General features: G+C 63.0%; 23 protein-coding genes and 1 tRNA gene. 11 read left to right on the forward strand and 13 right to left on the reverse strand.

Features of this window, described 5'->3' with window-relative positions; translation table 11 throughout:
- Window positions 1–53 precede the first annotated feature (53 nt).
- Window positions 54–130, forward strand: a tRNA-Pro gene (locus tag AB2N08_RS11455).
- A gap of 62 nt (window positions 131–192) precedes the next feature.
- On the opposite strand, the gene AB2N08_RS11460 is transcribed toward AB2N08_RS11455, so the two are convergent.
- From AB2N08_RS11460 to AB2N08_RS11485, 6 genes are all read right to left on the reverse strand, one after another.
- Window positions 193–1,230 (reverse strand): acyltransferase family protein, encoded by a 1,038-nt coding sequence (locus tag AB2N08_RS11460; protein WP_367610772.1) that lies wholly within the window; start codon window positions 1,228–1,230, stop codon window positions 193–195.
- 103 nt (window positions 1,231–1,333) lie between these two features.
- Window positions 1,334–1,885, reverse strand: a complete 552-nt coding sequence (locus tag AB2N08_RS11465) for a GNAT family N-acetyltransferase (protein WP_367610773.1) — start codon at window positions 1,883–1,885, stop codon at window positions 1,334–1,336.
- Window positions 1,882–2,460 (reverse strand): helix-turn-helix domain-containing protein, encoded by a 579-nt coding sequence (locus tag AB2N08_RS11470; protein WP_367610774.1) that lies wholly within the window; start codon window positions 2,458–2,460, stop codon window positions 1,882–1,884. The genes AB2N08_RS11465 and AB2N08_RS11470 overlap by 4 nt, the downstream gene beginning before the upstream one ends.
- Window positions 2,461–2,521: 61 nt before the next feature.
- The gene (locus AB2N08_RS11475; RefSeq protein ID WP_367610775.1) at window positions 2,522–3,700 is read right to left on the reverse strand and encodes a sensor histidine kinase; all 1,179 of its coding nucleotides are present in this window, start codon (window positions 3,698–3,700) and stop codon (window positions 2,522–2,524) included.
- Window positions 3,701–3,810: 110 nt separating this feature from the next.
- Window positions 3,811–6,654, reverse strand: coding sequence for a PAS domain-containing hybrid sensor histidine kinase/response regulator (locus AB2N08_RS11480; RefSeq protein WP_367610776.1), 2,844 nt, complete (start codon window positions 6,652–6,654; stop codon window positions 3,811–3,813).
- A gap of 78 nt (window positions 6,655–6,732) precedes the next feature.
- Window positions 6,733–7,767: a transporter gene (locus tag AB2N08_RS11485; protein ID WP_367610777.1), complete on the reverse strand. Its 1,035-nt coding sequence runs from the start codon at window positions 7,765–7,767 to the stop codon at window positions 6,733–6,735.
- Window positions 7,768–7,999: 232 nt separating this feature from the next.
- Between AB2N08_RS11485 and AB2N08_RS11490 the strand changes: the two genes are divergently transcribed.
- The gene (locus tag AB2N08_RS11490; protein ID WP_367610778.1) at window positions 8,000–8,239 is read left to right on the forward strand and encodes a hypothetical protein; all 240 of its coding nucleotides are present in this window, start codon (window positions 8,000–8,002) and stop codon (window positions 8,237–8,239) included.
- Between the two features lie 37 nt (window positions 8,240–8,276).
- Here the strand turns inward: AB2N08_RS11490 and AB2N08_RS11495 are convergent, their stop codons facing one another.
- The 3 genes from AB2N08_RS11495 to AB2N08_RS11505 all read right to left on the reverse strand — a co-directional run bounded on the left by AB2N08_RS11495 (window position 8,277) and on the right by AB2N08_RS11505 (window position 10,549).
- Entirely contained in the window at window positions 8,277–8,840 is a 564-nt protein-coding gene (locus tag AB2N08_RS11495) for a D-glycero-alpha-D-manno-heptose-1,7-bisphosphate 7-phosphatase (RefSeq protein WP_367610779.1), read from the reverse strand.
- A gap of 28 nt (window positions 8,841–8,868) precedes the next feature.
- The gene (locus AB2N08_RS11500; protein WP_367610780.1) at window positions 8,869–9,459 is read right to left on the reverse strand and encodes a glycosyltransferase; all 591 of its coding nucleotides are present in this window, start codon (window positions 9,457–9,459) and stop codon (window positions 8,869–8,871) included.
- Between the two features lie 262 nt (window positions 9,460–9,721).
- Window positions 9,722–10,549: a hypothetical protein gene (locus AB2N08_RS11505; RefSeq protein ID WP_367610781.1), complete on the reverse strand. Its 828-nt coding sequence runs from the start codon at window positions 10,547–10,549 to the stop codon at window positions 9,722–9,724.
- Window positions 10,550–10,894: 345 nt separating this feature from the next.
- On the opposite strand from AB2N08_RS11505, the gene AB2N08_RS11510 reads away from it, so the two are divergent.
- The 6 genes from AB2N08_RS11510 to glf all read left to right on the forward strand — a co-directional run bounded on the left by AB2N08_RS11510 (window position 10,895) and on the right by glf (window position 16,013).
- Entirely contained in the window at window positions 10,895–11,209 is a 315-nt protein-coding gene (locus AB2N08_RS11510) for a KGG domain-containing protein (RefSeq protein ID WP_367610782.1), read from the forward strand.
- A 168-nt stretch (window positions 11,210–11,377) separates the two neighbouring features.
- Window positions 11,378–11,782: a hypothetical protein gene (locus AB2N08_RS11515; protein WP_367610783.1), complete on the forward strand. Its 405-nt coding sequence runs from the start codon at window positions 11,378–11,380 to the stop codon at window positions 11,780–11,782.
- A gap of 94 nt (window positions 11,783–11,876) precedes the next feature.
- A complete protein-coding gene (locus tag AB2N08_RS11520) occupies window positions 11,877–12,998 on the forward strand; it encodes a M14 family metallopeptidase (RefSeq protein WP_367610784.1) in 1,122 nt (373 codons plus the stop codon).
- Between the two features lie 4 nt (window positions 12,999–13,002).
- Complete coding sequence (locus AB2N08_RS11525) at window positions 13,003–13,482, forward strand: CYTH domain-containing protein (protein WP_367610785.1); 480 nt, start codon at window positions 13,003–13,005, stop codon at window positions 13,480–13,482.
- Entirely contained in the window at window positions 13,479–14,636 is a 1,158-nt protein-coding gene (locus AB2N08_RS11530; RefSeq protein WP_367610786.1) for a serine hydrolase domain-containing protein, read from the forward strand. Before AB2N08_RS11525 ends, AB2N08_RS11530 begins: the two co-directional genes overlap by 4 nt.
- Window positions 14,637–14,858: 222 nt before the next feature.
- On the forward strand, window positions 14,859–16,013 hold the full coding sequence (glf, locus tag AB2N08_RS11535) for a UDP-galactopyranose mutase (RefSeq protein ID WP_367610787.1): 1,155 nt from the start codon (window positions 14,859–14,861) through the stop codon (window positions 16,011–16,013).
- A 67-nt stretch (window positions 16,014–16,080) separates the two neighbouring features.
- Here glf and AB2N08_RS11540 read toward each other — a convergent pair whose 3' ends face one another.
- Entirely contained in the window at window positions 16,081–16,824 is a 744-nt protein-coding gene (locus AB2N08_RS11540) for an SDR family oxidoreductase (RefSeq protein ID WP_367610788.1), read from the reverse strand.
- Between the two features lie 131 nt (window positions 16,825–16,955).
- Here AB2N08_RS11540 and AB2N08_RS11545 point away from each other — a divergent pair, with 131 nt between their 5' ends.
- Together AB2N08_RS11545 and AB2N08_RS11550 are read left to right on the forward strand one after the other, a co-directional pair.
- Window positions 16,956–17,927 (forward strand): LysR family transcriptional regulator, encoded by a 972-nt coding sequence (locus tag AB2N08_RS11545; protein ID WP_367610789.1) that lies wholly within the window; start codon window positions 16,956–16,958, stop codon window positions 17,925–17,927.
- 451 nt (window positions 17,928–18,378) lie between these two features.
- The gene (locus AB2N08_RS11550; RefSeq protein WP_367610790.1) at window positions 18,379–18,996 is read left to right on the forward strand and encodes an NF038120 family PEP-CTERM protein; all 618 of its coding nucleotides are present in this window, start codon (window positions 18,379–18,381) and stop codon (window positions 18,994–18,996) included.
- Between the two features lie 215 nt (window positions 18,997–19,211).
- On the opposite strand, the gene AB2N08_RS11555 is transcribed toward AB2N08_RS11550, so the two are convergent.
- Window positions 19,212–20,465: a DUF2863 family protein gene (locus AB2N08_RS11555; protein ID WP_367610791.1), complete on the reverse strand. Its 1,254-nt coding sequence runs from the start codon at window positions 20,463–20,465 to the stop codon at window positions 19,212–19,214.
- Window positions 20,466–20,839: 374 nt separating this feature from the next.
- On the opposite strand from AB2N08_RS11555, the gene AB2N08_RS11560 reads away from it, so the two are divergent.
- Window positions 20,840–21,523: a Fe2+-dependent dioxygenase gene (locus AB2N08_RS11560; RefSeq protein ID WP_367610792.1), complete on the forward strand. Its 684-nt coding sequence runs from the start codon at window positions 20,840–20,842 to the stop codon at window positions 21,521–21,523.
- 234 nt (window positions 21,524–21,757) lie between these two features.
- Here the strand turns inward: AB2N08_RS11560 and acnA are convergent, their stop codons facing one another.
- Complete coding sequence (acnA, locus tag AB2N08_RS11565) at window positions 21,758–24,463, reverse strand: aconitate hydratase AcnA (protein WP_367610793.1); 2,706 nt, start codon at window positions 24,461–24,463, stop codon at window positions 21,758–21,760.
- Window positions 24,464–24,556: 93 nt separating this feature from the next.
- Window positions 24,557–25,120, reverse strand: a complete 564-nt coding sequence (locus tag AB2N08_RS11570; protein WP_367610794.1) for a hypothetical protein — start codon at window positions 25,118–25,120, stop codon at window positions 24,557–24,559.

Genomic DNA, 25,120 nt, shown 5'->3' on the forward strand with positions numbered 1-25,120 from the left:
TGTGCCAAAAGCGCAAGATTTTTTTTGTGGCTCTGATATAATTATTGACTAGTCGGGGCGTAGCGCAGCCTGGTAGCGTACGTGCATGGGGTGCACGGGGTCGGAGGTTCGAATCCTCTCGCCCCGACCAAGAATCAATGGGAAAGGCCAGCTGAAAAGCTGGCCTTTTTTATTCTTCAACGATCAGCAAGATCATGGCGTCGTATGGCGCGGATGATCTGGCAATATCGGGAGCGGCGCCCCCTTGAGCCGCAGCGCCGGTTGTTCGATCAGATACCAGCTCACCGTACCCACCAGCAACGCAGCTGGCGCGGCCAGAAAGAACAGCGACCACGGCGTCAGCGACGGGATATACCACAGCAGCAACTTCTGGATCGGCCAGCCATACAGGTAGACGCCATACGACACGTCCGGCAAGCGGTTGAACCGGCTGAACAATGTTGAATGTTTGAAGGCAAGGTAGAGCAGCACATAGCCGCCCACTGTGGCCAGGCCGATTTCCGCGCCGCGCCAGGAGAACATGCACACCAGCAGGACGATTGCAGCCGCCGCTGCAATCCCGCCCCGGTACGGCACCCGATCGCGATAATGGTAGTAGCAGGCGCCGCTGAGGAAGAAACTGGCCAGGCGTAGACCGACGACCGTGTCGCCGTGCAGCTTGAACCAGATGAGCACGGCAAAAACGAAACCAGTTACCGCCAGCAACACATGCCGGCGGCGCAGCAGGCCCGATACCCCCATGCCCAGGATGAGCAGGTAGCACGCGAACTCGCGTGCGATCGTCCACATCGCGCCGTTGACTAGTGGATACGGCATGCCTGCAAAAACTTCCGAGGCGGCCGGCTTCCTCAAAAGCAGCAGGTCCCGGACAAAGACAACCGCGTCGAGTGACGCGAAGTACGCCGCTGGCGTGGCCGCGAGCGGCCCGACAATGAATACCGAGATCACACTCGCGACAATGAACGCCGGATAAATGCGCAGTATCCGTTTCTTGAGGAAAAGCCACGGGTGTGGCTGCATGTCCCAGCTCTGCGTGATCAGGAAACCGCTGAGCAGGAAGAAGCAGTCGACCGCGAATTCGCCGATCGAGATCGTGCCGGCGAATTGGGTCAGCCATTCGCGGCCGCGATTGCCATCAATGAGTTCGGGCGAGTGTCCGAGGATGACCAGCAGCGCAAGCAATAGCCTGATCAAGTTGAAATTGTTGTATCGTTTGAAGGTCGTTTTCATCAGATCACCAGAAGTAACCGATGAAGTATTGACTACCTTCTATGTATTATCAATTTGTAAAATATAGTCGCGTTTTTTAGTGTCGACAATTGGCAACACCTTGCTATGCACCAGAAGTAGCGACGGCCAGTCCATCAAGTTGCTTGTAGATATAGGTCGTCGCGCACAAGCCGCCTGCCGGCAGATACGCATAGCCAGGCACCACCCCCACGCGCTGCCAGCCGAGCCGCTCATACAACCGTTCCGCCGCCGCGTTCGCCGTATCAAGCACAAGCACACTGCGCCCTTGCACGCGCGCCGCCGCTTCGACCGCTTCCATCAACCGTTGCCCGACACCTGCACCACGCGCCCGCTGCCGCACCAGCAGTTTGGCAACATCGGCCCGATGCTGCTGGTTCTCCGGCATGTCGGTGATCAGTTGCACCGTGCCGACGATACCGTCCCGGTCTTCCGCCACGATCAGCGTGCGCTCCCCGCGCCCCACGCCCGCCGCGACGCCGCCCCAGAAGCGCAGTGCCTTGTCGCGCGCCAGCGGCAGCATGAAGCTGACCGACGCGCCGCCCTCGACGCAATCAATGAGCACGTCAGCGAGTTGCTCGCCGCGAGCCAGCGCCTCATCCAGCGTGAGCGTGCGCAGCGTGACTTCGTCGGTCATGCGGTTCTCCTCGGCGACATTGATGAGGTGCTGAGCGCGACGAGATAGCGCGCCGGCTGGTCGGTGATGTTCTGGAAGGTGATTGGCCGGTCGAGACGCATCGCCAGGCAATCGCCGGCCACCAGTGTCCAGCGCTCGTCACCAACCGTGATCTCCATGCCGCCCTCGATCATCCACACTTGCTGGTGCACGTCGTGCTCGCGCGTCGATGTGTCATAGGCCACGCGCTGGCCGGGCGGGAAGTGGACCTCCACCAATTGCAGCGCGGGGTCGGCCGCAGGCGAGAGCGTGCGGCGCACGTAGCCCGACACCGGATCGGTCCAGGTCACCTGGTCGGCAACACGCGATACCGGGGAAGGGGCGTCGGCCGGCTGGTCGAACAGCGCGGCAAGGGTGATGCCAAGCGCGGCGCTCAGTCGATCGAGCACGGTGGCGGTGGGACTGCTTTCGCCACGTTCGATCAGCGAGATATTCGAGCGGCTCACTCCGCTCAGCTCGGCCAGCGCCGCCAGCGACAGCCCTTGAGCGTCGCGCAAGGTCCGCACACGGCGGGCGATCAATGCATTGATATCCATGGCATCCAGTATAGTGGATTAAACAATCCAGTAAACTAGATACTGCGTGTATATCGGCGAATCACGCGGCCGGCGTCGCCCCCGGAATCTGTTCGGTCACCAGGGTCGGCGCCCCGGCAAATGCACGCGCGTCAGCCGGGATATTGATGTAGAACGTGGTGCCGCGCTCGTTGCTGCTGTCGAGCCCGATACTGCCGCCATGGCTCTCGGCTACTGCGCGCACGTAGGGTAGCCCAATGCCCCAGCCTTGTGGGTCACCTCGCTGAGCCAGTTCGGCGCGGCGGTACATCTGGAAGATGCATTCCTGCTCGTGCGGCGGGATCGGTGGACCGTCGTTATGCACCGAGACAAGCGCGCGTTCGTGGATATGGTCCACTTTGAGGGTGATCGTCGTGTCGGGTGCGCCGTATTTCACTGCATTGGAGACCAGATTCTCGATCGCTCGCTTGAGGGCCGACCGATCCCACCAGCCAGCGACCGGATGCTCATCGACATGAAAGCGCGGCCCATGCGCAGTGCGTGCGTCGGCCAGCACTTCGGCCACGACGTCGCTCATGGCAAAGCCCGTGATGCTCAATGCAATGCTCTCGCCACTGTGAAACGCCATCGTGTCGAGCAATTCGTCGACCATGCCGCTCATGCGCCGGGCATTGGCCAGCGCCTTGCCGGCCACCGCTTTGATCCGCTCCAGGTCATTGCTGCGCAGGATGAGTTCGAGTGCCGAAACGGTTGCGCCCAGCGGCCCGCGCATATCGTGCGTGAGCGCGGCGGCGAAGCGTTCGCGAAAGCCGCTGTGCACCAGCGAAAACGCTTCCACTGCTTCCTGGATGCCGGAATCGATCGACGAGTGGATCGTGTGCACTTCGCGGTGGTCGAGCTCGACCTGTTCGCGGTGCAACACATCGAAGATGGCCCAGCGAAAGACCTGGTATTCCTCGATCAGCGCGCTGTGATCGTACGACGTGATGCGTGCGCGCTCGCCGCCGTGCTCGGCCGCGACAGTGGTGCCGTCCACGGCCGACGTGCGCGGGTAGTCGGGGCTGATGCTCTCGACGATGTTGTCGTAGAACGCCGGCAGCGTGTCGATCAGGATCGGGGGCTGCACGTTGCGCGCCTGCGCCACGCGCTCGCGCACACGCGTCTCCCATGCTTCGAAGACGGCTTCGCGCAGGGCCAGCATCCGCTGTGCATTGTCGGATAATTGAACGGGAACAGCTTGCTGGTCGCTGGCGAAGCTCACTGGATGGTGTCCCTTCAATGATCAAGTGCGATGGTCAAGTGCGATGGTCAAGTGCATCTACGCACTACACCATGTTACGCCGTGCAGCAAAGCGCGCCGTACGATTGTGATCAAGCGGGCATATCGGCCTCACCGAGCGCCAATCCGTCGAGCAGCGCCAGCAGAAACGGAATGTCCACCGGCTTGACCAGGTGCCGCGAAAAGCCGGCGGCCTGCGACGCGGCCATGTCCTGCGGTTGCCCGTAGCCGCTGAGCGCCACCATGCAGGCGTCGGCCACGCGGGGCGCCGCGCGCAAACGCCGCGCGAGCTGGTAGCCGTCCATGTCGGGCAGCCCGATATCGAGCAGGCAGACGTCGAACGTCTCGCCCTGTACCCGGCGCAGGGCGGCCAGGGGCGACTCTTCGACGCACACCGTATGGCCCACGGCCGCAAGCACCATGCCGAGCGATTCGGCGGCGTCGCGGTTGTCGTCGACGATCAGGATGCGCAGCGCCGTGTGCGCGGCCAGCGTGTCGTCCTCGCTCGCAGCAGAGCCAGCAGCAGGATCGAGCGCGCTCGCACCCACCGGCAGCGTGACGGCAAAGCAGCTGCCCCGGCCGGGGCCATCGCTGTGCGCCTCGACCTTGCCGCCATGCAGGCTGACCATGCTGCGCACCAGCGCCAGGCCCAGGCCGAGCCCACCCTGGGCGCGGTCGGGCGTGCGCTTGGCTTGCGTGAACAGCTCGAAGATGTCGGGCAGCAGAGCAGCGTCGATGCCGATCCCGTTGTCCTTGACCGACAGCGTCACGTTCGCGCCATCGGCCTTGGCCTCGGCCACGGCAAACACCGTGATCTCGCCGCCGTCAGGCGTGTACTTGGCCGCATTGTTGAGAAGATTGGTCATCACCTGCACCAGCCGCTTGCGGTCGCCCGTGACGGTGACATTGGCCGCGCCCAGGCGGGTCGAGAGCGTGTGACCCTTCTTTTCGATGAGCGGGCGCGCCTGCTCGATGGCGCTCGCGATCACCGACTTGAGGTCGACCGGCATCCGCTCGAGTTCGACCAGGCCGCGCGTGACACGCGAGACGTCGAGCAAATCGTCCACCAGCTCGACCATGTGGCGCACCTGGCGGCCGATGACGTCGGCCGCATGCGCCGTGCGCTTCGGGTCGGCGCCGGCCAGCTTGAGCATCTGGGCCGCGGTGCTGATCGGCGCCAGGGGATTGCGCAGCTCGTGCGCCAGCATCGCCAGAAATTCGTCCTTGCGCGCATTGGCGGCCTTGAGTTCTTCGGCAGCCAGCCGGTGGTCATGCATGTCGGTGACCGTGCCCATCCAGCGGATGATGGCGCCGGCCTCGTCGCGCACCGGCAGCGCGCGGTTGAGCACCCAGCGGTAGTCGCCACTGTGATGGCGCAACCGGTGCTCGATCTCGAACAGTTTGCCGCTGGCCAGGCTGGCCGCCCACAGCGCCTGCAGCCTCGGCAAATCGTCGGGATGGATGGTGCGGGTCCAGCTGGTGCCGGCCAGTTCGTGGTTGACCATGCCGGTGAAATCGTACCAGCGCTTGTTCGAGTAATCGTTGGTGCCATCGGGCAGGCATGACCACACCATCTGCGGCATCGCCTCGGTCATGGTGCGAAACTTGCCTTCGCTCTCGCGCAGCGCGCGCTGGGTTTGCACCTGCGCCGTCAGGTCCATCGACGCGGCCACGGCGCCGGTGATATTGCCGGCTTCATCGCGGATCGGTGCGGCCCGGGTGAGCAGGGTGTGCCGCTCGAGCGGCTTGCCGAACGGCTCGATCTCGACGAAGTCGGCGTCGACCTGCTCGCCACGCAGCGCGCGCGCCAGCGACCAGTCGTGGGCCTGCACGGGCTGGCCGTGGCGCTGCGAGCCGTCGGCCCACCAGCCGCGCCACTCGGCGTAGCCATCCGCGCTGGTGGACATCGGATGCTCGCCCCACAGCACGTGCATCATCGGGTTGACCGAAGAAATGGCGCCCTGTGCATCGGCGTAGATGATGCCCACCGGCGCCGAACTGAGCAGTGCATCGAGACGCCGACGGTCGGCCTCGGCCTGGGCGGCGGCGGCGCGCGCGGCCGCTTCGCTCGCCTGCAGCGCGCGCTCGGCGTTCTTCTGGCTGGTGATGTCGGTAAACAGCAGCGCCACGCGGCGCCGGGTCGGGTGCGCGATGCGGCTGGCGTACACGGTAAACCAGCGGCCCATCGCTTCCGAGCCTTCGTCGAAGCGCCGCGCCACGCCGCTGCGGGCGATCTCGTCGTACACGTCGACCCAGCGCTGCTCGAGGTCGGGAACCATCTCGCGCGCGGTCTTGCCCACGCTGTCGACCAGGCCCGTGTGGCGGGCAAAGGCGCGGTTGGCTTCGACGAACCGGTAGTCGACCGCGCGGCCGTCGGCGTCGTCGATCATCTCGAGCATGCCGAAGCCGTCGTCCATCGTGTCGATCAGCGCGTGATTGGTTTGCTCGAGGCGCTCGCGCAGCTCGTGGTCGCGCGTGACGTCGTTGCAGATGACCAGCACACCGTGGATGCCCGCTTCATCTTCGATCGGGCTGTAGCCATAGGTCCACCACACGTCTTCGCGCCGGCCATTGCGGGTCAGGGGCACCAGGCGGTCTTCGTGCCAGGTGGTCGTGCCGGTGGCCATGACGGCCTCGATGTCGGGGCCGATCAGGTCCCAGGCTTCCTCCCAGCAGACGCGCCCCGGCTGGCCCAGCGCCAGCGGATGGCGCTCCGGGCCCAGTGTCTGGCGGTAGCCGTCGTTGTACAGCTGGATCAGGTCGTCGCCCCACCAGATGAACATCGGATGGTGACTCGAGAGCACAAGGCGCACCACGGTCTTGAGCGTCGATGGCCAGGTGTCGGGCGAGCCCAATGGGGTGGCGTGCCAGTCGTGGGCGCGCATGAGGGCGCCCATTTCGCCGCCGCCGGCCAGGAAGCTGTAACGTGAGGTCAAAATAATCGGTGGTGAAGTGGTTGACCAGCCACGATACGGGCTCAGAGTTCAGTTAGCAATGGCAATGGTGTGCGGCAATCAACCATGGCGCTGCAAACGCAACAGCAGCCACGCCGCCACGGTGGTAAAGCTTGCCACCAGTCCGAATACGATCCAGAAGCCGTGGCCGTTCCCGGCCAGCGGCACGCCGCCCACGTTCATGCCGAACAGGCCGGCGATCAGGTTGATCGGCAGCGCCATCACCGTCACGATCGTGAGCAGGTACAGGCTGCGCGCATTGTCTTCGTTGACGCGGGCGGCGATTTCTTCTTGCAGCAGCTTGATGCGTTCTTGCAGCGCGGCCAGGTCGTTCAGCACTACCGTGAATTCCTCGGTGGCCTGGCGCAGGTCTTGCCGGTCTTCGCCGTCGACCCAGGCCGGTGGACGCTGCAGCAGGCGAAACAGCGCGGCCGGCTCCGGCGCCAGCAGTCGCTGCAGGCGCACCAGCACGCGCCGCAGGGCGCCCAGGTCTTCGCGCTGGCGCGTCAGGCGCCCGGCCAGCAGCCGGTCTTCGATGGCGTCGACACGCGCGACGGCATCGCGCACGATGTTGACCAGCACGTCGGCCTGGTCGCGCAGCAGGTGCACGAGGAGTTCGCTCGACGAGCGCAGCGGCGCGCCCTGCAACACGTCCTGGCGCAGGCGCTCGATCGAGGCCAGCGGTTTGCGGCGCGCGCTGATCACGGCGTGCGGCGTGACGTGGGCCCACAGCGTCGAGATGTCCGCGCTGTCGAGCGAAAACCCGTGCAGCACATCGTTGACGACGGCGATCAGGGCGTTGTCGGCGATTTCGATGCGGGTCGAGCGCGAGCCCTGGTGCAGGGTGGCGTAGAACTCGTCGGCCAGGTCGGCATGCTGGCGCAGCCAGCGCTCGCTGGCCGTGTTCGACAGATTGAAGTGCAGCCAGATGAATTGCCCGGGTTGCGGGGCGGCCATCCAGCGCACGGCCTCGGCCACGCCGATGGGTACGCAGCTTGCGTCCGGGTCGATCAAGAAACCCCACACCAGGCCCGAGTCGTCGGAGCCGTAACTGAAGCCGTAATTGGAGCCGGGAACGAAGCCGGAAGCCGCCATCTGTCATCCAGGTTGAATCTGCGATAGGCAATTGTAGAGCCATCGGCGCGCGTCATGTGGACGATCGGGCGGCGTGCCGGGTTGGTGTTGCAATGTCATCAGGTTGACATGGAGGGCCGTTAAGATCGGTGCCGTGTCTTTCTCTCTCTCGTGATCCCCTGGGACTCATGCGTTTTCCGTCGGCGCGGACGTCGGCGGATTTTTTTTGTTCTGGCACGACGAAAGGATGCAGATGCAAGTTTCAAAGACCGATCGCCGCTATACGGACCTGACCGGCGCGCAGGATAACCCGTACGCGGACGCCACCCATGTGGTGCGCCAGGGGATGCAGATCCAGGCCAGCCTGGGCACCCGCAGCGCCGTCGAGTTCCTCAAGCAGCATGGTGTGCATGGCGCCGTGATCCATCGCGTGCTGATGGGCGAGCAGGTGCGCATGGACGACCAGGTTGCGATCGACGATCCACGGATGTAATGCTCCGGCAAGGGGCTGGCGCCGCCATGGCCGCGCGCTAGCGCAGGTCGCCATGCTCGGCAATCAGCATGGCCGCGTGGTACAGGTCGGGGGCGATGCGCGTGGGTAGCCGGCGCGGACCCAGGCGCCATTCGGTTTCGTGGCCGTTGTCGATCAGCAGCGTACGGCAGCCGGCGCGGTTACCGGCTTCGACGTCGTGCAGGATGTCGCCGATCATCCACGACGCGCGCAGGTCGATGTCATGCTCGTGCGCGGCGCGCAGCAGCATGCCTGGCGACGGCTTGCGGCAGGCGCACGAGTAGGCATAGTCGCTGACGGTGCCCAGCGGATGGTGCGGGCAATAATAGAAGCCGTCGAGCGTCAGTTGCTCGCGAAACAGCAGGTCGCTCAGGCGGTCGGACACCGGCGCCATGGCGTCTTCGCCGAAGCAACCGTGCGCGATGCCGGACTGGTTGGCAACGACGAACAGCCGGAAGTCCAGCCCGGAGAGCAGTCGCAGCGCGGGCCCGGCGCCACTGACCAGGCGGATGCGGCGCGGCTCCGGATTGAAGGGCAGGTCGTCGATCAGCGTGCCGTCGTTGTCGAGGAAAATAGCTTTCATGCGCGCGGCCTTCACGTTGCGATCAGGGTCATTGGAAGGCTGTCTCTGCAGGCACAGCCAGGTTGGCCAGGTGCGCCAGGCGCGCAGCCAGCGTCTCGGGGTCGCGCGGTGGGATCAGGTAGCCGGTGGCGCCGTCGAGAGTCGCGGCGCGCAACTGGCCGGCATCGCTGCCGATGACCGGTCGCGGAGATGACGCCGCCGCGTGCGCGGTCCTGCGGGGCGCTGAACTCAGGGGCGCTGAACTAATGGACGCTGAACCCCAGGGCGTGTTGACCAGCACATCGGCCGCGGCGTGGCAGTCGCGCAGCGCGTTCATCGGCGCGGCGATCACGAAGCGCACGTGCGCTCGCATGCCCAGTGCGCGGGTCAGTTCGCGCAGCCGTGCCAGTTCAGCGTCGGCAGCGATGCCCAACGCCACGAGCAGCAGGCCGTCCACACCATGCCGCTGCCGCAGCCTGGCAACACCCAGGATGACCGTGTCGATGCCAGCGCAGGGCGTACCGGCCAGCACGCTACAGAGCACGACGAAGCACGCCGGCCCCAAGCCCAGACGCCGCCGGGCTGCTGCGCGCCGCGTGCCGGCGAACACAGCGCGGCCTTCGAGGGCATGCAGATTCATGCGAGAGGCAGAGCTATCGTCGTCATGCAAAGCGCGCAGGCCGGAAATCGTCGGGACGGCAAGGCTGGAAGCGTCGTGCGTCGCTGGCATGGCAGGTCTCCGCTGGTTTCGCGCCACCGCACAATGGTGGCGGTGGCGAACGGTTCGACTGCCGTGTGAACAGGTCGGTTCCAGCGGGAATGGGCGGCTTGGCGTTGGATCAAGCGCAGGGTAATTCGGTCCGGGGCGCTGCTGGCGTCCCGGATACCGTTACTGTTACCGATTACTTGCGCGAGAAACCTGTGTCGTCATCCATCTTGCGATCGCCCGCGAGCTGGTTGGCGCCACCCGGGCTGCGCGGATAGCCGCCGGCCGCATCGTTCGATTCATGCACGGGATTCGGTTCGGCGTGCATGCTGCCGCCGGTCTGGTAACCCTCGCCCTCGGTACGCGGGCCGCCATTGCCCCCGCTGCGCGGCAAGCCGCCGGCCAGGTCGTTGGACTGGTGAATATTGTCGACCGGCGCATCCCGGCGCGTTTCGCCCGTCTGCGAACCGTTGCGGTCGGTGCTCTCCTGAATCTTGCTCGAGCTGGCGTCTTGCGTGTCGGCGCGATTTTCGCCGTCGGCGCTCTGGCGGTTGCCGTAGATGTCGCCGTACTGCACGCCCGGCACGCCGGCTTCGGTGCCGCGCGCTTCGCGGTCGTCGGTGCCCGGTACGATGCCGGTGTCATTGCCAGGGTCGTTGCCGCCGTCGTTGCCAGTACCGTTGCCGGCATCGTGCGCCGGCCTCACCGACGCCGGCGGATTCGGGTTGTCACTCGTGCGCGTCTTGCCCTGGCGATTGCCCAGCGGGTCATTGAGTTTGCCCCAGGCGTCGGAATGCATCTCCATCGCGCGCTGGTGGCTGTCGGTATTGCCTTGCTGCCCGCCGGTGGTGGCAAGCTGGCCCTCTGTTTCGCTCGGGCGATCGCCATGCGCCATGCCGGTGCCGGACGGCGCGCGCTGTTCGCTGGCGCCATCGCGCGTGGCGCCCTTGGCGTCCGAATTCCATTTTTCGTTGGCGCCGTTATTGGTCTGGTTATTCACTTCGCTACGCTGATTCGCATCCATGGTTGTCTCCTGTGCATTGGTGAACTGGCAGGCTCTGTCAAATGCGCGCCTGCCGCATGGACCCATCATGCGCGCGCTCGGCGCTGCACAGAATAGGAAGAGGTAGGGGGTGTGTGTAGGACTGTTCCTGAGCCGAATGGTGAATACTGAAAGTTTAATTTCTTGAGTACAAAAATTCTCGCGTGTTGTCCTACAAAGTCATCTGGAATACTCCTATAGCCGCATCCAGATCGCATGCCTAAGATGGGTTTGGGCTCATCGTCGTCGCCGTCAGGGTGTCGGCAGGCCTCAAGCCTGCCGCAGGAAGCGGCGGTTTCCATCAGCATCCAAGGGAGAACCCTCATCATGGCCTCAAGCAACCAAGGAAACAAGCAATCGGGCACACCGGGCAGCAGTCAGAGCGCCGGAGGTACCCGCAATCGCGGCTTCGCGTCGATGGATCCGGCGCGCCAGCGTGAAATCGCCAGCCAGGGTGGCAAGGCGGCCCACGCCAAGGGCACGGCCCATGAGTTCACGTCCGAGGAAGCACGCCGCGCAGGCAGCCTGAGCCATGGCAACCGCCAGTCAGCCAGCGCCAACGACGCCTCGCGGGCCTCGGTCAAGACAGGCAATCGCCAGAGCGCCGAGGGTGGCAGCCGCAGCGGCGGTGCCAAAGAATAGCCCGCCCGATACCGCCGGACTGCCGGGGCGCCAGACGACGGCACGGATCATCGACGGGGAGCTTCATGCTCCCCGTTTTGCTGTTCACGGGGGCAAACCACCCAAAAGGCCGGGGGGATGCGGTAGAATCGCAGCGCCTTTTTCAACCTTCCCCCAAGGATCAACGTCGTGAAACCAGCGGTCATTCGTCAAGTCAAGAGCCTGTCCATGTCCTGCGACCGGGTTGGTAACCTGTTGCTGACCAAGTTTTCCACCATCGGTGCGAGCGATGTCGCCGTGCATATCCCGGCCAACGTCGTGTTCTGGCTGCTCAAGCATCTGCCGGTCAACCAGGACCCGCAACTCAAGGCGCCGCCGGCCGGCCCCGGCATTGGCCAGGACGACTGGGAAAACCCGACCACGCCGCGCGTCATGTACGTTAATTGCAAAGAGTTGCCAGGCATGATCCGCATGACCTTTGCCCTCGAGACCAAGCCGGATTTGACCGTCGTGCTCGATCGCGGCAATGTCGAGCTGATGCGTCAGATCATGGCGATGTACGCCAAGGACCTGATCGACCTCGACGCGCAATAACGCGTTCGTCCGTGCCCCGCACCCCGCGTCGGGCTGGCGCCCGACGTTTCGTCACCCATTGCCGCCTTCGACGGCGGGCCATGAAAGGATTTCCATGTCCATCAAGATCAGCACGATGTTCGACGCCGGTTCGATCGACGTTGTAGATGCCGGGCATCCGTCCCGGATCGACCTGAACCTGCGCGCCGACTCGCACGCCGACATCCACCAGTGGTTCCACTTTCGCCTGCAGGGCGCGCGCGACCAGGCCGTGACGATGCGCTTTCTGAACGCCGGCCAGGCCACGTACCCGAAGGGGTTCGAGGATTACCAGGCGGTGGCCAGCTATGACCTCGACAACTGGTTCCGCGTGCCCACCACGTTCGACGGCCAGGTGATGACGATCGAGCACACGCCGGAAACCGACAGCGTGTATTACGCCTACTTCGAGCCGTACAGCTGGGAGCGTCACCTGCGCCTGCTGGGCGAAGTGGCCGAGAACCCGATCGCCCGCGTGAGCGACATCGGCACCACGATCGATGGCCGCGACATGAACCTGGTCGTGATCGGCAACCCGCAGGCCGAGAAGAAAATCTGGGTCATCGCGCGCCAGCACCCGGGCGAATCGATGGCCGAGTGGTTCGTCGAAGGCATGATGGACGCGCTGCTCGACAGCGCCAACCCGGTCTCGCGCACACTGCTGCAGCGCGCCGTGTTCTACATCGTGCCGAACATGAACCCGGACGGCTCGGTGCGCGGCAACCTGCGCACCAACGCCGCCGGCGCCAACCTGAACCGTGAGTGGATGAACCCGTCGCTCGAGCGCAGCCCCGAAGTGCTGTGCGTGAAGCAGAAGATCGAAGAAGTCGGCATCGACATGTTCTTCGACATCCACGGCGACGAGGCGCTGCCGTACAACTTCGTGGCCGGCTGCGAAATGCTGGCCGATTTCACGGCCGAGCGCGCGCTCGAGCAGACCACCTTCATCGACCGCTACATCGCCTGCAGCCCGGATTTCCAGAAAGAGTTCGGCTACGCCGCCAGCAAGTACAACGACGAACTGCTCACGCTGGCCTCGAAATACGTCGGCCACCACTACAAGTGCCTGTCCCTCACGCTGGAAATGCCGTTCAAGGACAACGCCAACCTGCCCGACGCGCACACCGGCTGGAACGGCGCGCGCAGCGCCGGCCTGGGCGCTGCGATGCTGCAGCCGATCCTGCAGGCATTGGGCTGACGTCATGGGCATCGAGATCGAACGCAAGTTTTTGCTCGCGAACGATGGCTGGCGCGAACTTGGCGCTGCCACCTTGCTGCGCCAGGGTTATCTGTGCGCCGACCCGACCCGCACGGTGCGCGTGCGCATCGAGGGCGAGCAGGGCGTGCTCACCATCAAGAGCAAGAGCGAAGGCGCCTCGCGTGGCGAGTGGGAGTATCCGATCCCGCTGCTTGATGCCGCCGAACTGCTCGAACGCCTGTGCGAGCGCCCGCTCGTCGAAAAGACCCGGCGCCGCATCGAGCACGCCGGTTTTACTTGGGAAGTCGATGAATTTTTGGGCGAGAACGCGGGCCTGGTCGTGGCCGAAATCGAACTGCCGGCGGAAGACACCGTCTTCGACAAGCCCGACTGGATCGGCCAGGAAGTCACTGGCGAGAAGCGCTATTACAATTCCAGCCTGATCAAGGCGCCGTACTCCACCTGGACCACCACCCCGACATGACCCATCGCACGCGCCGCAGGCTCCTCGTCATCTCCATTGCTACCGCGTTGAGTCTGGCGCTGCCGGCAACGGCGGCCCCTGCCGCGGACGCTGCGTACTTTCCGCCAGCCGGGGAGTGGGCGCGCAAGGACCCGGCCGCGCTGGGGATGGACCCGGTGGCCCTGGCCGCCGCCATTGCGTTTGCGCAGTCGCGCGAGACCGAGCGGCCGCTCGACCTGTCCGACCAGGAAGCGATCTTCGGCACGCGCCTGGGCTCGATGCCGACCAAACGCGCCCGCACCAATGGCGTGGTGATCTACAAGGGCTATGTCGTGGCCGAGTTTGGCGACACGCGCTTTGTCGATCCGACCTATTCGGTGGCCAAGAGCATGCTGGCCACGGTGGCGGGCGTGGCCGTGCGCGACGGTCGCCTGCAGGTCGACGAGCCAGTGGCGCAGCGCGTGCAGGACGGCGGCTATGTGTCGGCGCACAACGCGGCAGTGAGCTGGAAGCAGCATCTGCAGCAAGAGTCCGAATGGGAAGGCGAGCTGTGGGGCAAGCACAGCAATTTCATCGGCAAGCAGGCATTCGGCAAGGGTGAAAAGAAGCCGCGCGCCATCAGGCAGCCGGGCACCTTCTATGAATACAACGACACGCGCGTGAATCGCCTTGCGCTGTCGCTGCTGCGCGTGTTCGGCCAGTCGGTACCGGACGTGTTCCAGCAACAGATCATGGACCCGATCGGCGGCTCGTCGACCTGGAAATGGATCCCGTACCACAATAGCTATGTCGACCTGAACGGCAAGCAAGTGCCATCGGTCAGTGGCGGCACGCGCTGGGGCGGCGGCATGTGGATCGACAGCTGGGACATGGCGCGCTTCGGCTATCTGTGGCTGCGCCAGGGCAACTGGGCCGGCAAGCACATCCTGCCGGCGGCCTACGTCAAGGACGCGCTCACGCCCAGCGCGCACGGCCCGGATTACGGTTACCTGTGGTGGCTCAACACCAAGGGCAAGAACCTGCCAGGAATGCCGGCCACGGCGTACGCCGCCCTGGGCGCCGGCAGCAATGACATCGTCGTCTCGCCCGAGCACGACCTGGTGATCGTCTGGCGCTGGCATGCCGGCAATGCGGCCGAATTTACCACGCGCGTGGTGAGCGCGATCCGTCAATAAAGACCGAGCAGGCAGTCCGGCGCATCCCGTTTTTTCGTACAACAACGGTTGTCCAATTGTGCGGAGCAAAAGCGGGTTTGAGTGATATTCTTTTGCCATTAAAATCACCCGCGATGCGGCGACGCGTGCCCCGGTTTTGACAAGGAAGATGGTGCTTGCATCTTCCTTGCCCAGTCCAGCTCAAGCCTCCCCCGGCATTGCCAATATCACCAGGACACAAGAATGAAAAAGAACATCGCCATCGTTGGCGCAGGATTCTCCGGGGCAGTGATCGCCAACCAGCTGGCACAGGCTGGTTACACCGTCGACGTCTTCGAGTCGCGCCCGCACGTAGCCGGCAATTGCTATTCCGAGCGCGATGCCGAAACCGGCGTCATGGTTCACGTGTATGGCCCGCACATCTTCCACACCGACAATGAGCGCGCGTGGGAATTCGTCAACCGCTTCGCCGAGTTCAAGCCGTATGTCAATCGCGTCAAGGCCATCACCGACGGCAAAGTCTTCACCCTGCCGATCAACCTGTTGACCATCAACCAGTTCTTCAACAAGACGATGGGCCCGGCCGAAGCGCAAGAATTTTTGGCCAACCTGGGCGACAAGACCATCGAGAACCCGACCACCTTCGAAGAACAGGCGCTGCGCTTCGTCGGCCGCGATCTGTACGAGGCGTTCTTCAAGACCTACACCATCAAGCAGTGGGGCCTGGAGCCGAGCGAACTGCCGGCCAGTATCCTCAAGCGCCTGCCGGTGCGCTTCAACTACGACGACAATTACTTCAACCACAAATACCAGGGCATGCCAGCCGAGGGTTACACGGCGCTGGTGCAGAACATCATCGACACGCCGGGCGTGACGGTGCACCTGAATACCACGTTCGACCCGGCCACCAAGGGCGAGTACGAGCACGTGTTCTACAGCGGCCCGATCGACGCCTGGTTCAAGCACACCGAAGGCCGCCTGCCATACCGCACGCTGGACTTCGAAGTCTTCCGCGCCGATGGCGACTTCCAGGGCAACGCTGTCATCAATTACTGCGACAACGAGAAAAAATACACCCGCATCACCGAGCACAAGCACTTCTCGCCGTGGGAAAAACATGAAAAGACCATCTGCTACGCCGAGTACAGCCGCCAGTGCGAAGAGAAGGATATTCCGTACTATCCGATCCGCCAGAACCGCGAAAAGGCGATGCTCGAGCTGTACGTGAACAAGGCGCAGAACGAGCCGAACGTGACGTTCGTTGGCCGCCTGGGCACGTATCGCTATCTCGACATGGACGTCACGATTGCCGAGGCACTGGCCACGTCGGACAAGTTCCTGGAAAGCGCCCGTACCAACGCGCGCATGCCGGCCTTTACCATCGATCCGATGGCGTAATGCGGTAATCAGCTCGTGTTGGAAAATGCCGGCCACGTTTGACGTGGCCGGCTTTTTTTTGGGGTCTTCAAGCAGCGAAACCGCCATCGACCAGCAGGTCGGCGCCGGTGATGAACGCGGCTTCCGGGCCGCTCAGGTAAGCCACCATCGACGCAATTTCTTGCGGGCGGCCGTGGCGCTTGATGGCCATGAAATCGTGCAGACTGGCGCCAAATTCGGTGTGCTCGGGATTCATGTCGGTGTCGACGGGGCCAGGCAGGACGTTGTTGATCGTGATGCCGCGCGGGCCCAGGTCGCGCGCCAGGCCTTGCGTCAGGCCGCTCAATGCCGACTTGCTCATTGCATACACGGCCAGCCCGCTCGTGGGCATGCGCAGTGCGTTGGTGCTGCTGATGTTGACGATGCGCCCGCCCTGGCCCATGTGGGGCAGAACCGCCTTCACGCCGGCGAACACGCCGCGCACATTGACGGCGATGGTGCGGTCGAAGTCTTCGAGTGAAAAATCGTCCACCAGACCCATCAGTGCGATGCCGGCATTGTTGACCAGGATGTCGACGCGGCCGTGCACAGCCACCACTTGTTCGACCGAGGCACTGATAGCGGCGGGATCGGCGGCATCGCTGCGGATGGCCAGGGCGCTGCCGCCGGCAGCGACAATGTCGGCCACGAGCGTCTCGGCGGCGCTGCCCGAATGCTGGTAGGTGAAGGCAACGTGCGCGCCATCTGCCGCCAGCCGGCGTGCGATTGCCGCGCCGATGCCGCGGGCGCCGCCGGTGACGATGGCGACCTTGCCCTGAAGTGGTGTGCTCATGGTGTGCTCCTGAATGGGTGGAAGAAGTACCAGTATCGTGAATACCTGTGGTTGAAACTAGGCCGTGCAAAGCTGTTTGACTTTCAACTACAGGTATAAAATCGATCGCTATATCTTTCTTCGACCACACCATGCCCGAATCGATCAGTCACCTCGTGTCATTCATCTACAGCGCCGAAGAGGGCGGGTTTTCTGCCGCCGCACGCAGGCTCGGCACGAGTCCGGCGGCCGTCAGCAAGAACGTCGCCAGGCTCGAGCAGCACCTGGGCGTGCGCCTGTTCCAGCGCACCACGCGCCAGTTGCGGCTGACGGCCGAGGGGGAGCGCTATCTGGAAGAAGTCGCCGCGCCGTGGAAGCGCATCGAAGAAGCGACGCTCACGACGCGCCAGGGGGCCGGCCAGCCAGGCGGGACGCTCAAGATCGCGATGGCGCCGCTCGTCGGGCGCACCTACTTCGTGCCGATGCTGGAAACATTCCTGCAGCGGTATCCGGCCATCGTGCCGGATCTGCACGTCGAGAACCGCCAGGTCGATCTGATCAAGGAAGGGTTCGACGTGGCCATCGGCGGCGGTGTCGACCTGAACGAGGGGATGGTGGCGCGCGAACTCACGCCCGTGCGCAGCATCGCCACCGCCAGTCCCGCCTACCTGGCGCGGCGCGGTTGGCCGCAGCATCCCGACGACCTGGCGCAGCATGACGGCATCGCGCGCCGTGCGCTGGGCAGCGGGCGCGTGCTCGCCTACACGCTGCGCACCGATGACGGCGTGCAGGCAACGGCGGAGTCGCGCACGGTGGTGGTGTGCGACGACCCGGAAGCCATGGCGCAGGCCGCGCTGGCCGGGCTCGGCATCGCGGTATTGCCGTTGCCCCACGCGCAGCCGTTTTTGCGCAGCGGGGCGCTGGTCGATGTGCTGCCGGGCTGGTATGTGCAGGGGCGAATGCTGAGTTTGTATTACGCGAGCCGGCGGTTATTGCCGGCCAAGACGCGGGTATTTATCGATTTCGTGGTCGAGCGATTCGAGACGCTCGGGTTGGGGCGAGAGTTTGTCACGCCCGACAGACCGGATGCGCGAAAAGGTGGCTGTGGGGCAATGGAAACGTAATCGTGAATGACTGCTTTTGAACTTTTATGTCTTCGATAGAGCTGCAGCTTTCGACGAGAAAGCAGGCATGCAAACTGGTTGAAACCATCGGCTGCCATCTGTCATTTAATTAATCTTGCCTTGGCTTATTACGCGCGCCGCAGCGATTGTAATTTATCTTGCGCTGAGAATAAAAATATTCCCATAAAATAATGTGCGCACGCAGTTATCCGATAACTGTGATGCATACACACTAATACAATTTCAAAGAATTAATTGGTATAAGATTTTATCTGTCGATTCCAATTCGGGCGCCAGACAGGAGATTGCCTGTTTATGGTTACTCGTTATTCCTTTCGATGCACTGGCATATAGAGTTGTGGATAGTTCGTCGCGCCAGCGTACGGCATTCATCCACATGCGTTTTTAATAGTTGTTATTTAACGAGAGAGTAACGATGATTCGAAAACTAATGATGGCCATCACGGCTGCCTTTTTGACGAGTTCCGCGGTGGCGGCGACGATTGACTTTGAAGCTCAAGACGGTGGTTACAACGCGAACTACAGCTTTCTCGAAGACGGATTCAGGGTTACTCATTCGTCGCTCAGTGATTTCGGATTTTTCCTTATCGATGATCCTGCTGACCATTTAGGCATGTGCAACCCGCGTTGCGCATCCAATGGAACGACTGCATTTTATGCGTTCAATGAGAGCAGTATTACATTCAATCTCGAGAACAATGGCTTGTTCTCTTTCACCTCGCTGGATGTTGCCAAGACCTTTCTTGGCGACGGTAAGCCCGTGACACTGACGTTGAGTGCAATGGGAATCAATGGCGCAATAACGAAAACGATCTTCTTGGAAGAAACTCTTGCTGAATCATTTTCAAATTTTAGATTTGAAGATTTCGCGAATATATCTTCCCTAACAATCATGGGCGGACCAGATTTCCCGGAATTCGCAATTGACAACGTCGACCTCTCCATTGCAGAGATTCCAGAGCCTGCATCATGGGCAACGCTGATTGCCGGCCTCGGACTCCTCTATTCAGTTCGCCGTCGGCGCTTACCCAACAGCATTAGTAGATAGCAGCATCAAAAAGCCGGTGTCAGGTCTGACATTCGGACACGATCTCGGCTGTAAATTGAACGTTCTGATAATCAGTCCGATACCATCGTATTTGGTGACGGCTGAGTTTGTGTCCAAATGTCAGACCTGACACCGGCTGTGCCGGCTGTGGCCCTGGCTGCTTGCCGTAAAGATCCTGGCCAAAAAAAATCCCGCCGAAGCGGGAAGATATCGAATCAGTGGAAGTGCTCGCTACCGGTTGGGGTGTCGTCTGGCATCTCGGCATGCACCAGTTCACCAGTCGGATCCGCGAACAGCGGTGAGCCGCAATCGTCGCAATACTCAGCCACGTAGCGCTCATTGATGCGCTTGATGTGGGCGATACCCGCTTCGTTCAGATGCGCCACGATGTCATTCAGCGGGCTCAGCGCATCGTGCGTGATCGCCAGCGGGCCTTCTACCGGCATGCCGGATTCGTCTTCTTGCCCGTACAGCGGCCAGACGATGCCATACACCACATCGGCGCTCTGGCGCATCGTGAATGCCACGCGGTATTCGTCGATCTGGATGTCGGGTGCTTCTTCGCCGAAGCCGGCCACGACGGCGCGCAAGTCGGTCGGTTCCACGCCCAGCGTGTTGGTCAGGTAGTGCACGGCGGCGCGGATCGAAATCGGGCGGATCAATTTATCGGCTTCGCGGCAGGCCACGTAATACGCTTCCGGCAGCAGCAGCTCGATACCGCAGCCGGGCATCAGGCGCGCGACGTTGGTGGTGGCTTGCGTGCGCCATTGTTCCAGGCTGCGCTCGCGCTCTTGCACCACATGCAGCTGATGCTGTGGCTCCTGCCAGCGGAACAGCGGGTCGCCCGCCGGCGCGACAATCGCGATCAGCATATAGCGGGTGTCGGCCAGAAACGGCGCGGTCTCTTCGAGCTGCGGCGCCGGCTTGATCGTGCCGCCCTTGTGCGCGGCAGCGGCCAGCTTGTGCGTCAGCGCGTAAGTTTCGGCGTGGGTGCGCGGCAGCTGGTCGATCGAATACAGGGTAGGGGCGACCGCCATCTTCGTGCCGCCCGCGAGCAGGTGAGCCGAGAAGTGGGCGCCGAGGGTGGCCAGCAGGTCGGACGGAATCGAGCCGGTGGCGATCGAGAAGCGGGTCCAGGCCAGGATCGGGGCAGCGATAAGGAGCGCCTGCCAGGTGACGTCGACGCCGTCCTTCTGCTCGACCATCATGGCCGATTCGCTGACTGCTTCGACCGTGTCCATCAGCACGTCGTACGACGCCAGGTCATCCTTGAACAGGGCGTTCAGGGCGCTGTCGATGCTGTCCTGGTGATTGGTCTTGAGCAGTTTTTGCAGGTGCGTGTCGAGCTGGCGTTCCCATGCCCGTTCTTCGGCACGGCTGGCAGCTTGCATGAGGGCTTGCGAGAGGCTGACGAGGCGCTGGCTTTCTGCGGAAAGTTTGGGTGTTGAATCTTTGGAAGGGCGACGCATGGGGCGAGTGAGTCTCTTGTCAGTTAGTGGATCGAATGTCCGGGGATTGTTAATCCAGAGGATGATGATAATCCCTTGTCCCCGGTATTGTAGTTGATTCGGCCATGTGCCATGAACAAAGGGGTGGGCAGGCCCCGGGCGCACGGTCTGCACGAAGCCGCTTGCCAAGTCCGCAAACACCGTACATAATGAGAATAATTCTCATTCAAGCATTAATGGGAAGAGGGAAGGAAAGTGTTCTACCCTGCCGGCGACCGGGAAAGCGCTGGCAGATGCTCTTCACGGAGTACCACCCCCGCCGGGCAACCGGATTCGCCCCTCCTGGCTTTGCCAGGGGGGATTTTTTTGTTGGCCGTACTCACCAGAGTTTGATCATGATGCTGCATATTCCCGGCGTGCTCACGCCGGCACAGGTGTCCGGGATCCGCGCCCGCCTGAACAGCGCGCCGGAATGGATCGATGGCCGCGAGAGCGTGGGCGCGCAGGGCGCACAAGTCAAGCGCAACCGGCAATTGGGCGAGGGCACGCCGCTTGCGCTCGAGCTCGGGCAAATCGTCAGCGGCGCGCTGATGGTCAATCCGCTGTTCTTCGCCGCCGTGCTGCCGCTGCGCGTGCTGGCGCCGTACTTCAATGCGTACTCAGGTGGCGAGCACTACGGCCTGCACGTGGATGGCGCGATCCGGGCCCAGCGCGGCGGCTTGCCGGCGGTGCGGGCGGATGTGTCGACCACAGTGTTCCTGAGCGAGCCGGACGAGTACGAGGGCGGCGAGCTCGAGGTGGTGGATTTGTATGGCACGCACGAGGTGAAGCTGGCGGCGGGAGACGCGATCGTGTATCCGTCGGGCAGTGTGCATCAAGTGCGGCCGGTAACGAGCGGGGAGCGGGTGGCGTCGTTCTTGTGGACCCAGAGCATGGTGCGGGAGGATGGCAAGCGGGCGATGTTGTTTGACCTCGATACGCATATCCAGGCGCTCAGGGGCGAGCATGGCGACTCGAAGACGACTGTCGGCTTGACGGCGCACTATCACAACCTGCTCAGGATGTGGGCTGAGGTGTGATGGACGGGGGCTTGCCTGAATTGTTACCCTGAAGACCGTCGTTCCCGCGCAGGCGGGAACCCAAGTTTGCTTGCTTGAGCGGTGATTTTTGAGATCGATGGAGCGCAACGGCCCTGGATTCCCGCCTGCGCGGGAATGACGGTTTTAAGGATGGGGGAGCCAGTAGCGCGCTTGGTTTGAAAAAAAGGGCTGGAACCCGTGAGGATTCCAGCCCTTTATGCTGAGTGAAACTGATTACGCCAGCAGCTGACGCAGCACGAACGGCAGAATCCCGCCATGCTTGTAGTAATCGACTTCGATCGGCGTATCGATACGCAGCAGCACTTTGACTTCTTGCGATTCGCCGTTCTCACGGTGGATCACGAGCGTGGCCAGTTGTTGCGGCTTGATCTCGCCTTCGAGGCCTTTCAGGTCGTAGGTTTCTTTACCCGTGATGCCCAGGGTGTCGACGCTGTCGTTACCGATGAATTGCAGCGGCAGCACGCCCATGCCCACCAGGTTCGAGCGGTGGATGCGTTCGAACGAACGCACGATCACGGCCTTCACGCCCAGCAGTTGCGTACCTTTCGCCGCCCAGTCGCGCGACGAGCCGGTGCCGTACTCTTCGCCGCCGAAGATCATGGTCGGGGTACCGGCAGCCACGTACTGCATGGCCGCGTCATAGATCGACATCTGTTCGCCGCTTGGCTGGAACTGCGTGATGCCGCCTTCGATCGCCGAACCGTCCGGGCCGACCGGGATCATGCGGTTCTTGATCCGCACGTTGGCGAAGGTGCCGCGCATCATGATTTCGTGGTTGCCGCGACGCGAGCCGTACGAGTTGAAGTCGGCCTTGAGCACGTTGTGCTCCTTGAGCCACTTGCCCGCTGGGCCGTCTTCCTTGATCGAACCGGCCGGGGAGATGTGGTCGGTGGTGATCGAGTCGCCGAACACGCCCAGTGCGCGCGCGCCGGTGATGCCGGTGGCCACTGCTTTCGGGGTCATCTCGAAGTCGGCGAAGAATGGCGGCTCGGCGATGTAGGTCGACTCAGGCCAGTTGTACACTTGACCTTCGCTGGTGGCCACGCGTTCCCACAGCTCGCCCGGGTTGCCCTTGACGTCGGCGTAGTTCGACTTGAACACTTCCGAGTTCATCGCGAAGCGCATCAGTTCGCCGATCTCTTGCGAGGTCGGCCAGATGTCGCCCAGGTACACGTCCACGCCGTTGCTGTCCTGGCCAACTGGCTCGGTCATCAGGTCGCGCGTCATGTTGCCGGCGATCGCGTAGGCGACAACCAGCGGTGGCGAGGCCAGGAAGTTCGAACGGATGTTCGGGTGGATCCGCGCCTCGAAGTTACGGTTGCCCGACAACACGGCCGACGCGACGATGTCGTTCTGGGTGATCGCAGCGTTCAGTTCCGGGGTCAGGTCACCGGCATTGCCGATGCAGGTCGTGCAGCCGTAGGCGGTTACGCCGAAGCCCAGCTTTTCCAGGTAGGGCAAGAGGCCGGCAGCGGTCAGGTACTCGGTGACCACGCGCGAGCCAGGGGCCAGCGACGACTTGATGTGCGGCGCCACGGTCAGGCCGCGCTCGACGGCTTTCTTGGCCAGCAGGCCGGCAGCCAGCAGCACGCTCGGGTTCGACGTGTTGGTGCACGACGTGATGGCGGCGATCAGGATGTCGCCGTTCTTCACGTTCACGCCGTTGGTGGTCGTGTACTGCTTGTTGAGGTCGTCCGGATTCTTGTTGAAGCCGTTCTGCGTCGTTGGCAGGCTGAACAGTTGGGTGAAGTTGTTCTTCACGTTGCCCAGTTCAATACGGTCTTGCGGGCGCTTCGGACCCGCCAGCGATGGCGTGACGGTCGACAGGTCCAGTTCAACCACGCGCGTGAAGTCGATGTCGCCTTCTTGCGGGATGCCGAACATGCCCTGGGCGCGGTAGTAGCCTTCGAATGCGGCCAGTTCTTCTTCGGTACGGCCGGTGCCGCGGAAGTAGTCGACGGTGGCTTCGTCCACCGGGAAGAAGCCCATCGTTGCGCCGTATTCAGGCGCCATATTGCCGATGGTCGCGCGGTCGGTGGTCGACAGCGAGCGGGTGCCGGCGCCGAAGAATTCGACGAACTTGCCGACGACTTTCTCTTTGCGCAGCAGTTCGGTGACGGTCAGCACCAGGTCGGTCGCGGTGCAGCCTTCGCGCAGCTTGCCCTTGAGGTTGACGCCGATGACGTCCGGGGTCAGGAAGTACACCGGCTGGCCCAGCATGCCGGCTTCGGCTTCGATGCCGCCCACGCCCCAGCCGACGACGCCGACGCCGTTGATCATGGTGGTGTGCGAGTCGGTGCCGACCAGGGTGTCAGGGTAGTACACGTCGCCTTGCTTCATGACGCCGCGCGCCAGGTATTCCAGGTTGACCTGGTGGACGATGCCGAAGCCCGGTGGCACGACGCCGAAGGTGTCAAAGGCCTGCATGCCCCATTTCATGAACTGGTAGCGCTCGTTGTTGCGCGAGAATTCCAGCTTCATGTTCAGGTCGAGCGCGTTCGGCTCGCGGAAGTGGTCGATCGTGACCGAGTGGTCGACGACCAGGTCGACCGGCACCAGTGGCTCGATCTTCTTCGGGTCGGCGCCCATCTTGGCGGCGACGTTGCGCATCGCGGCCAGGTCGGCCAGCAGCGGCACGCCGGTAAAGTCTTGCAGCACGACGCGGGCCACGACGAACGGGATCTCGTCGGTACGCTCTGCCGTCGCGTTCCAGCCTGCGACCTGCTTGACGTGCTCTTCGGTGACTTTCTTGCCGTCGCAGTTACGCAGCACCGATTCCAGGACGATACGAATCGACACCGGCAGGCGCGACAGGTTCACACCAAGGGTTTCCGCCAGCGCTGGCAGCGAGTGAAACTGGCCGCTCTGGCCTGCGCCGATCGGGAATTCCTTCAGTGTGTTCAGAGTGTTGCGAGACATAATCTCTCCTTCAGTGGAATATTGTTATTTCAACAGCTACAAATAACATCAGGCGACAGGACGGTATGGATCCGGGAAATCCACACCGCGGCTTCAAGTCTTGCTCGCCTCCGGCTCCGCGGTCGCCACGATCGCGGACTGTTCGGCGTTCTTGCATTCATTGGCCAGCTGGCGGTTGAGCTTTGAATCGAGCAGGATGCCCTTGGACGGAATACCGATCCAGATCAGGCCATAGTGCGGATTTTCAAAGCGCAAGGCGCCGGTGGTGGTGCCGATGCGGGCCAGGCGGTGCAGCCGGGTCTTCCAGCGCAGCGCGATGTGGGCCGCATCGTTCTCATTCGTATAGATGGTGATTTTGTTGCCAAGTTCACAAGCGTACTCGGTGGTCTTGGTGTCGGTGATGTCCGGTTCGTCGACTTCGAGCGGATTCGCCGCCACGACGGCGGCAGCGGTAACGCCTGCTGCTGCAGCGGCTTTGGTTTTCTTCGACGGCTTTTTCGCGGCAGCTTTCGCCGGCTTTTTCGCCGCCTCGGCCGCGAGCACTGCCGAGGCTTTCGGATGCACCACCGGCGTGGCGGCGTTGGCCGGCGCACAGGCGACGGCAGCGGCGAGCGCAAGCGCGCAGGCAGCGAATACTGGAGAGAAGAGGGTGGCCAT

The organism is Massilia aurea (genome assembly GCF_040790145.1).
In the GTDB taxonomy this organism is placed as follows: domain Bacteria; phylum Pseudomonadota; class Gammaproteobacteria; order Burkholderiales; family Burkholderiaceae_D; genus Telluria; species Telluria aurea_C.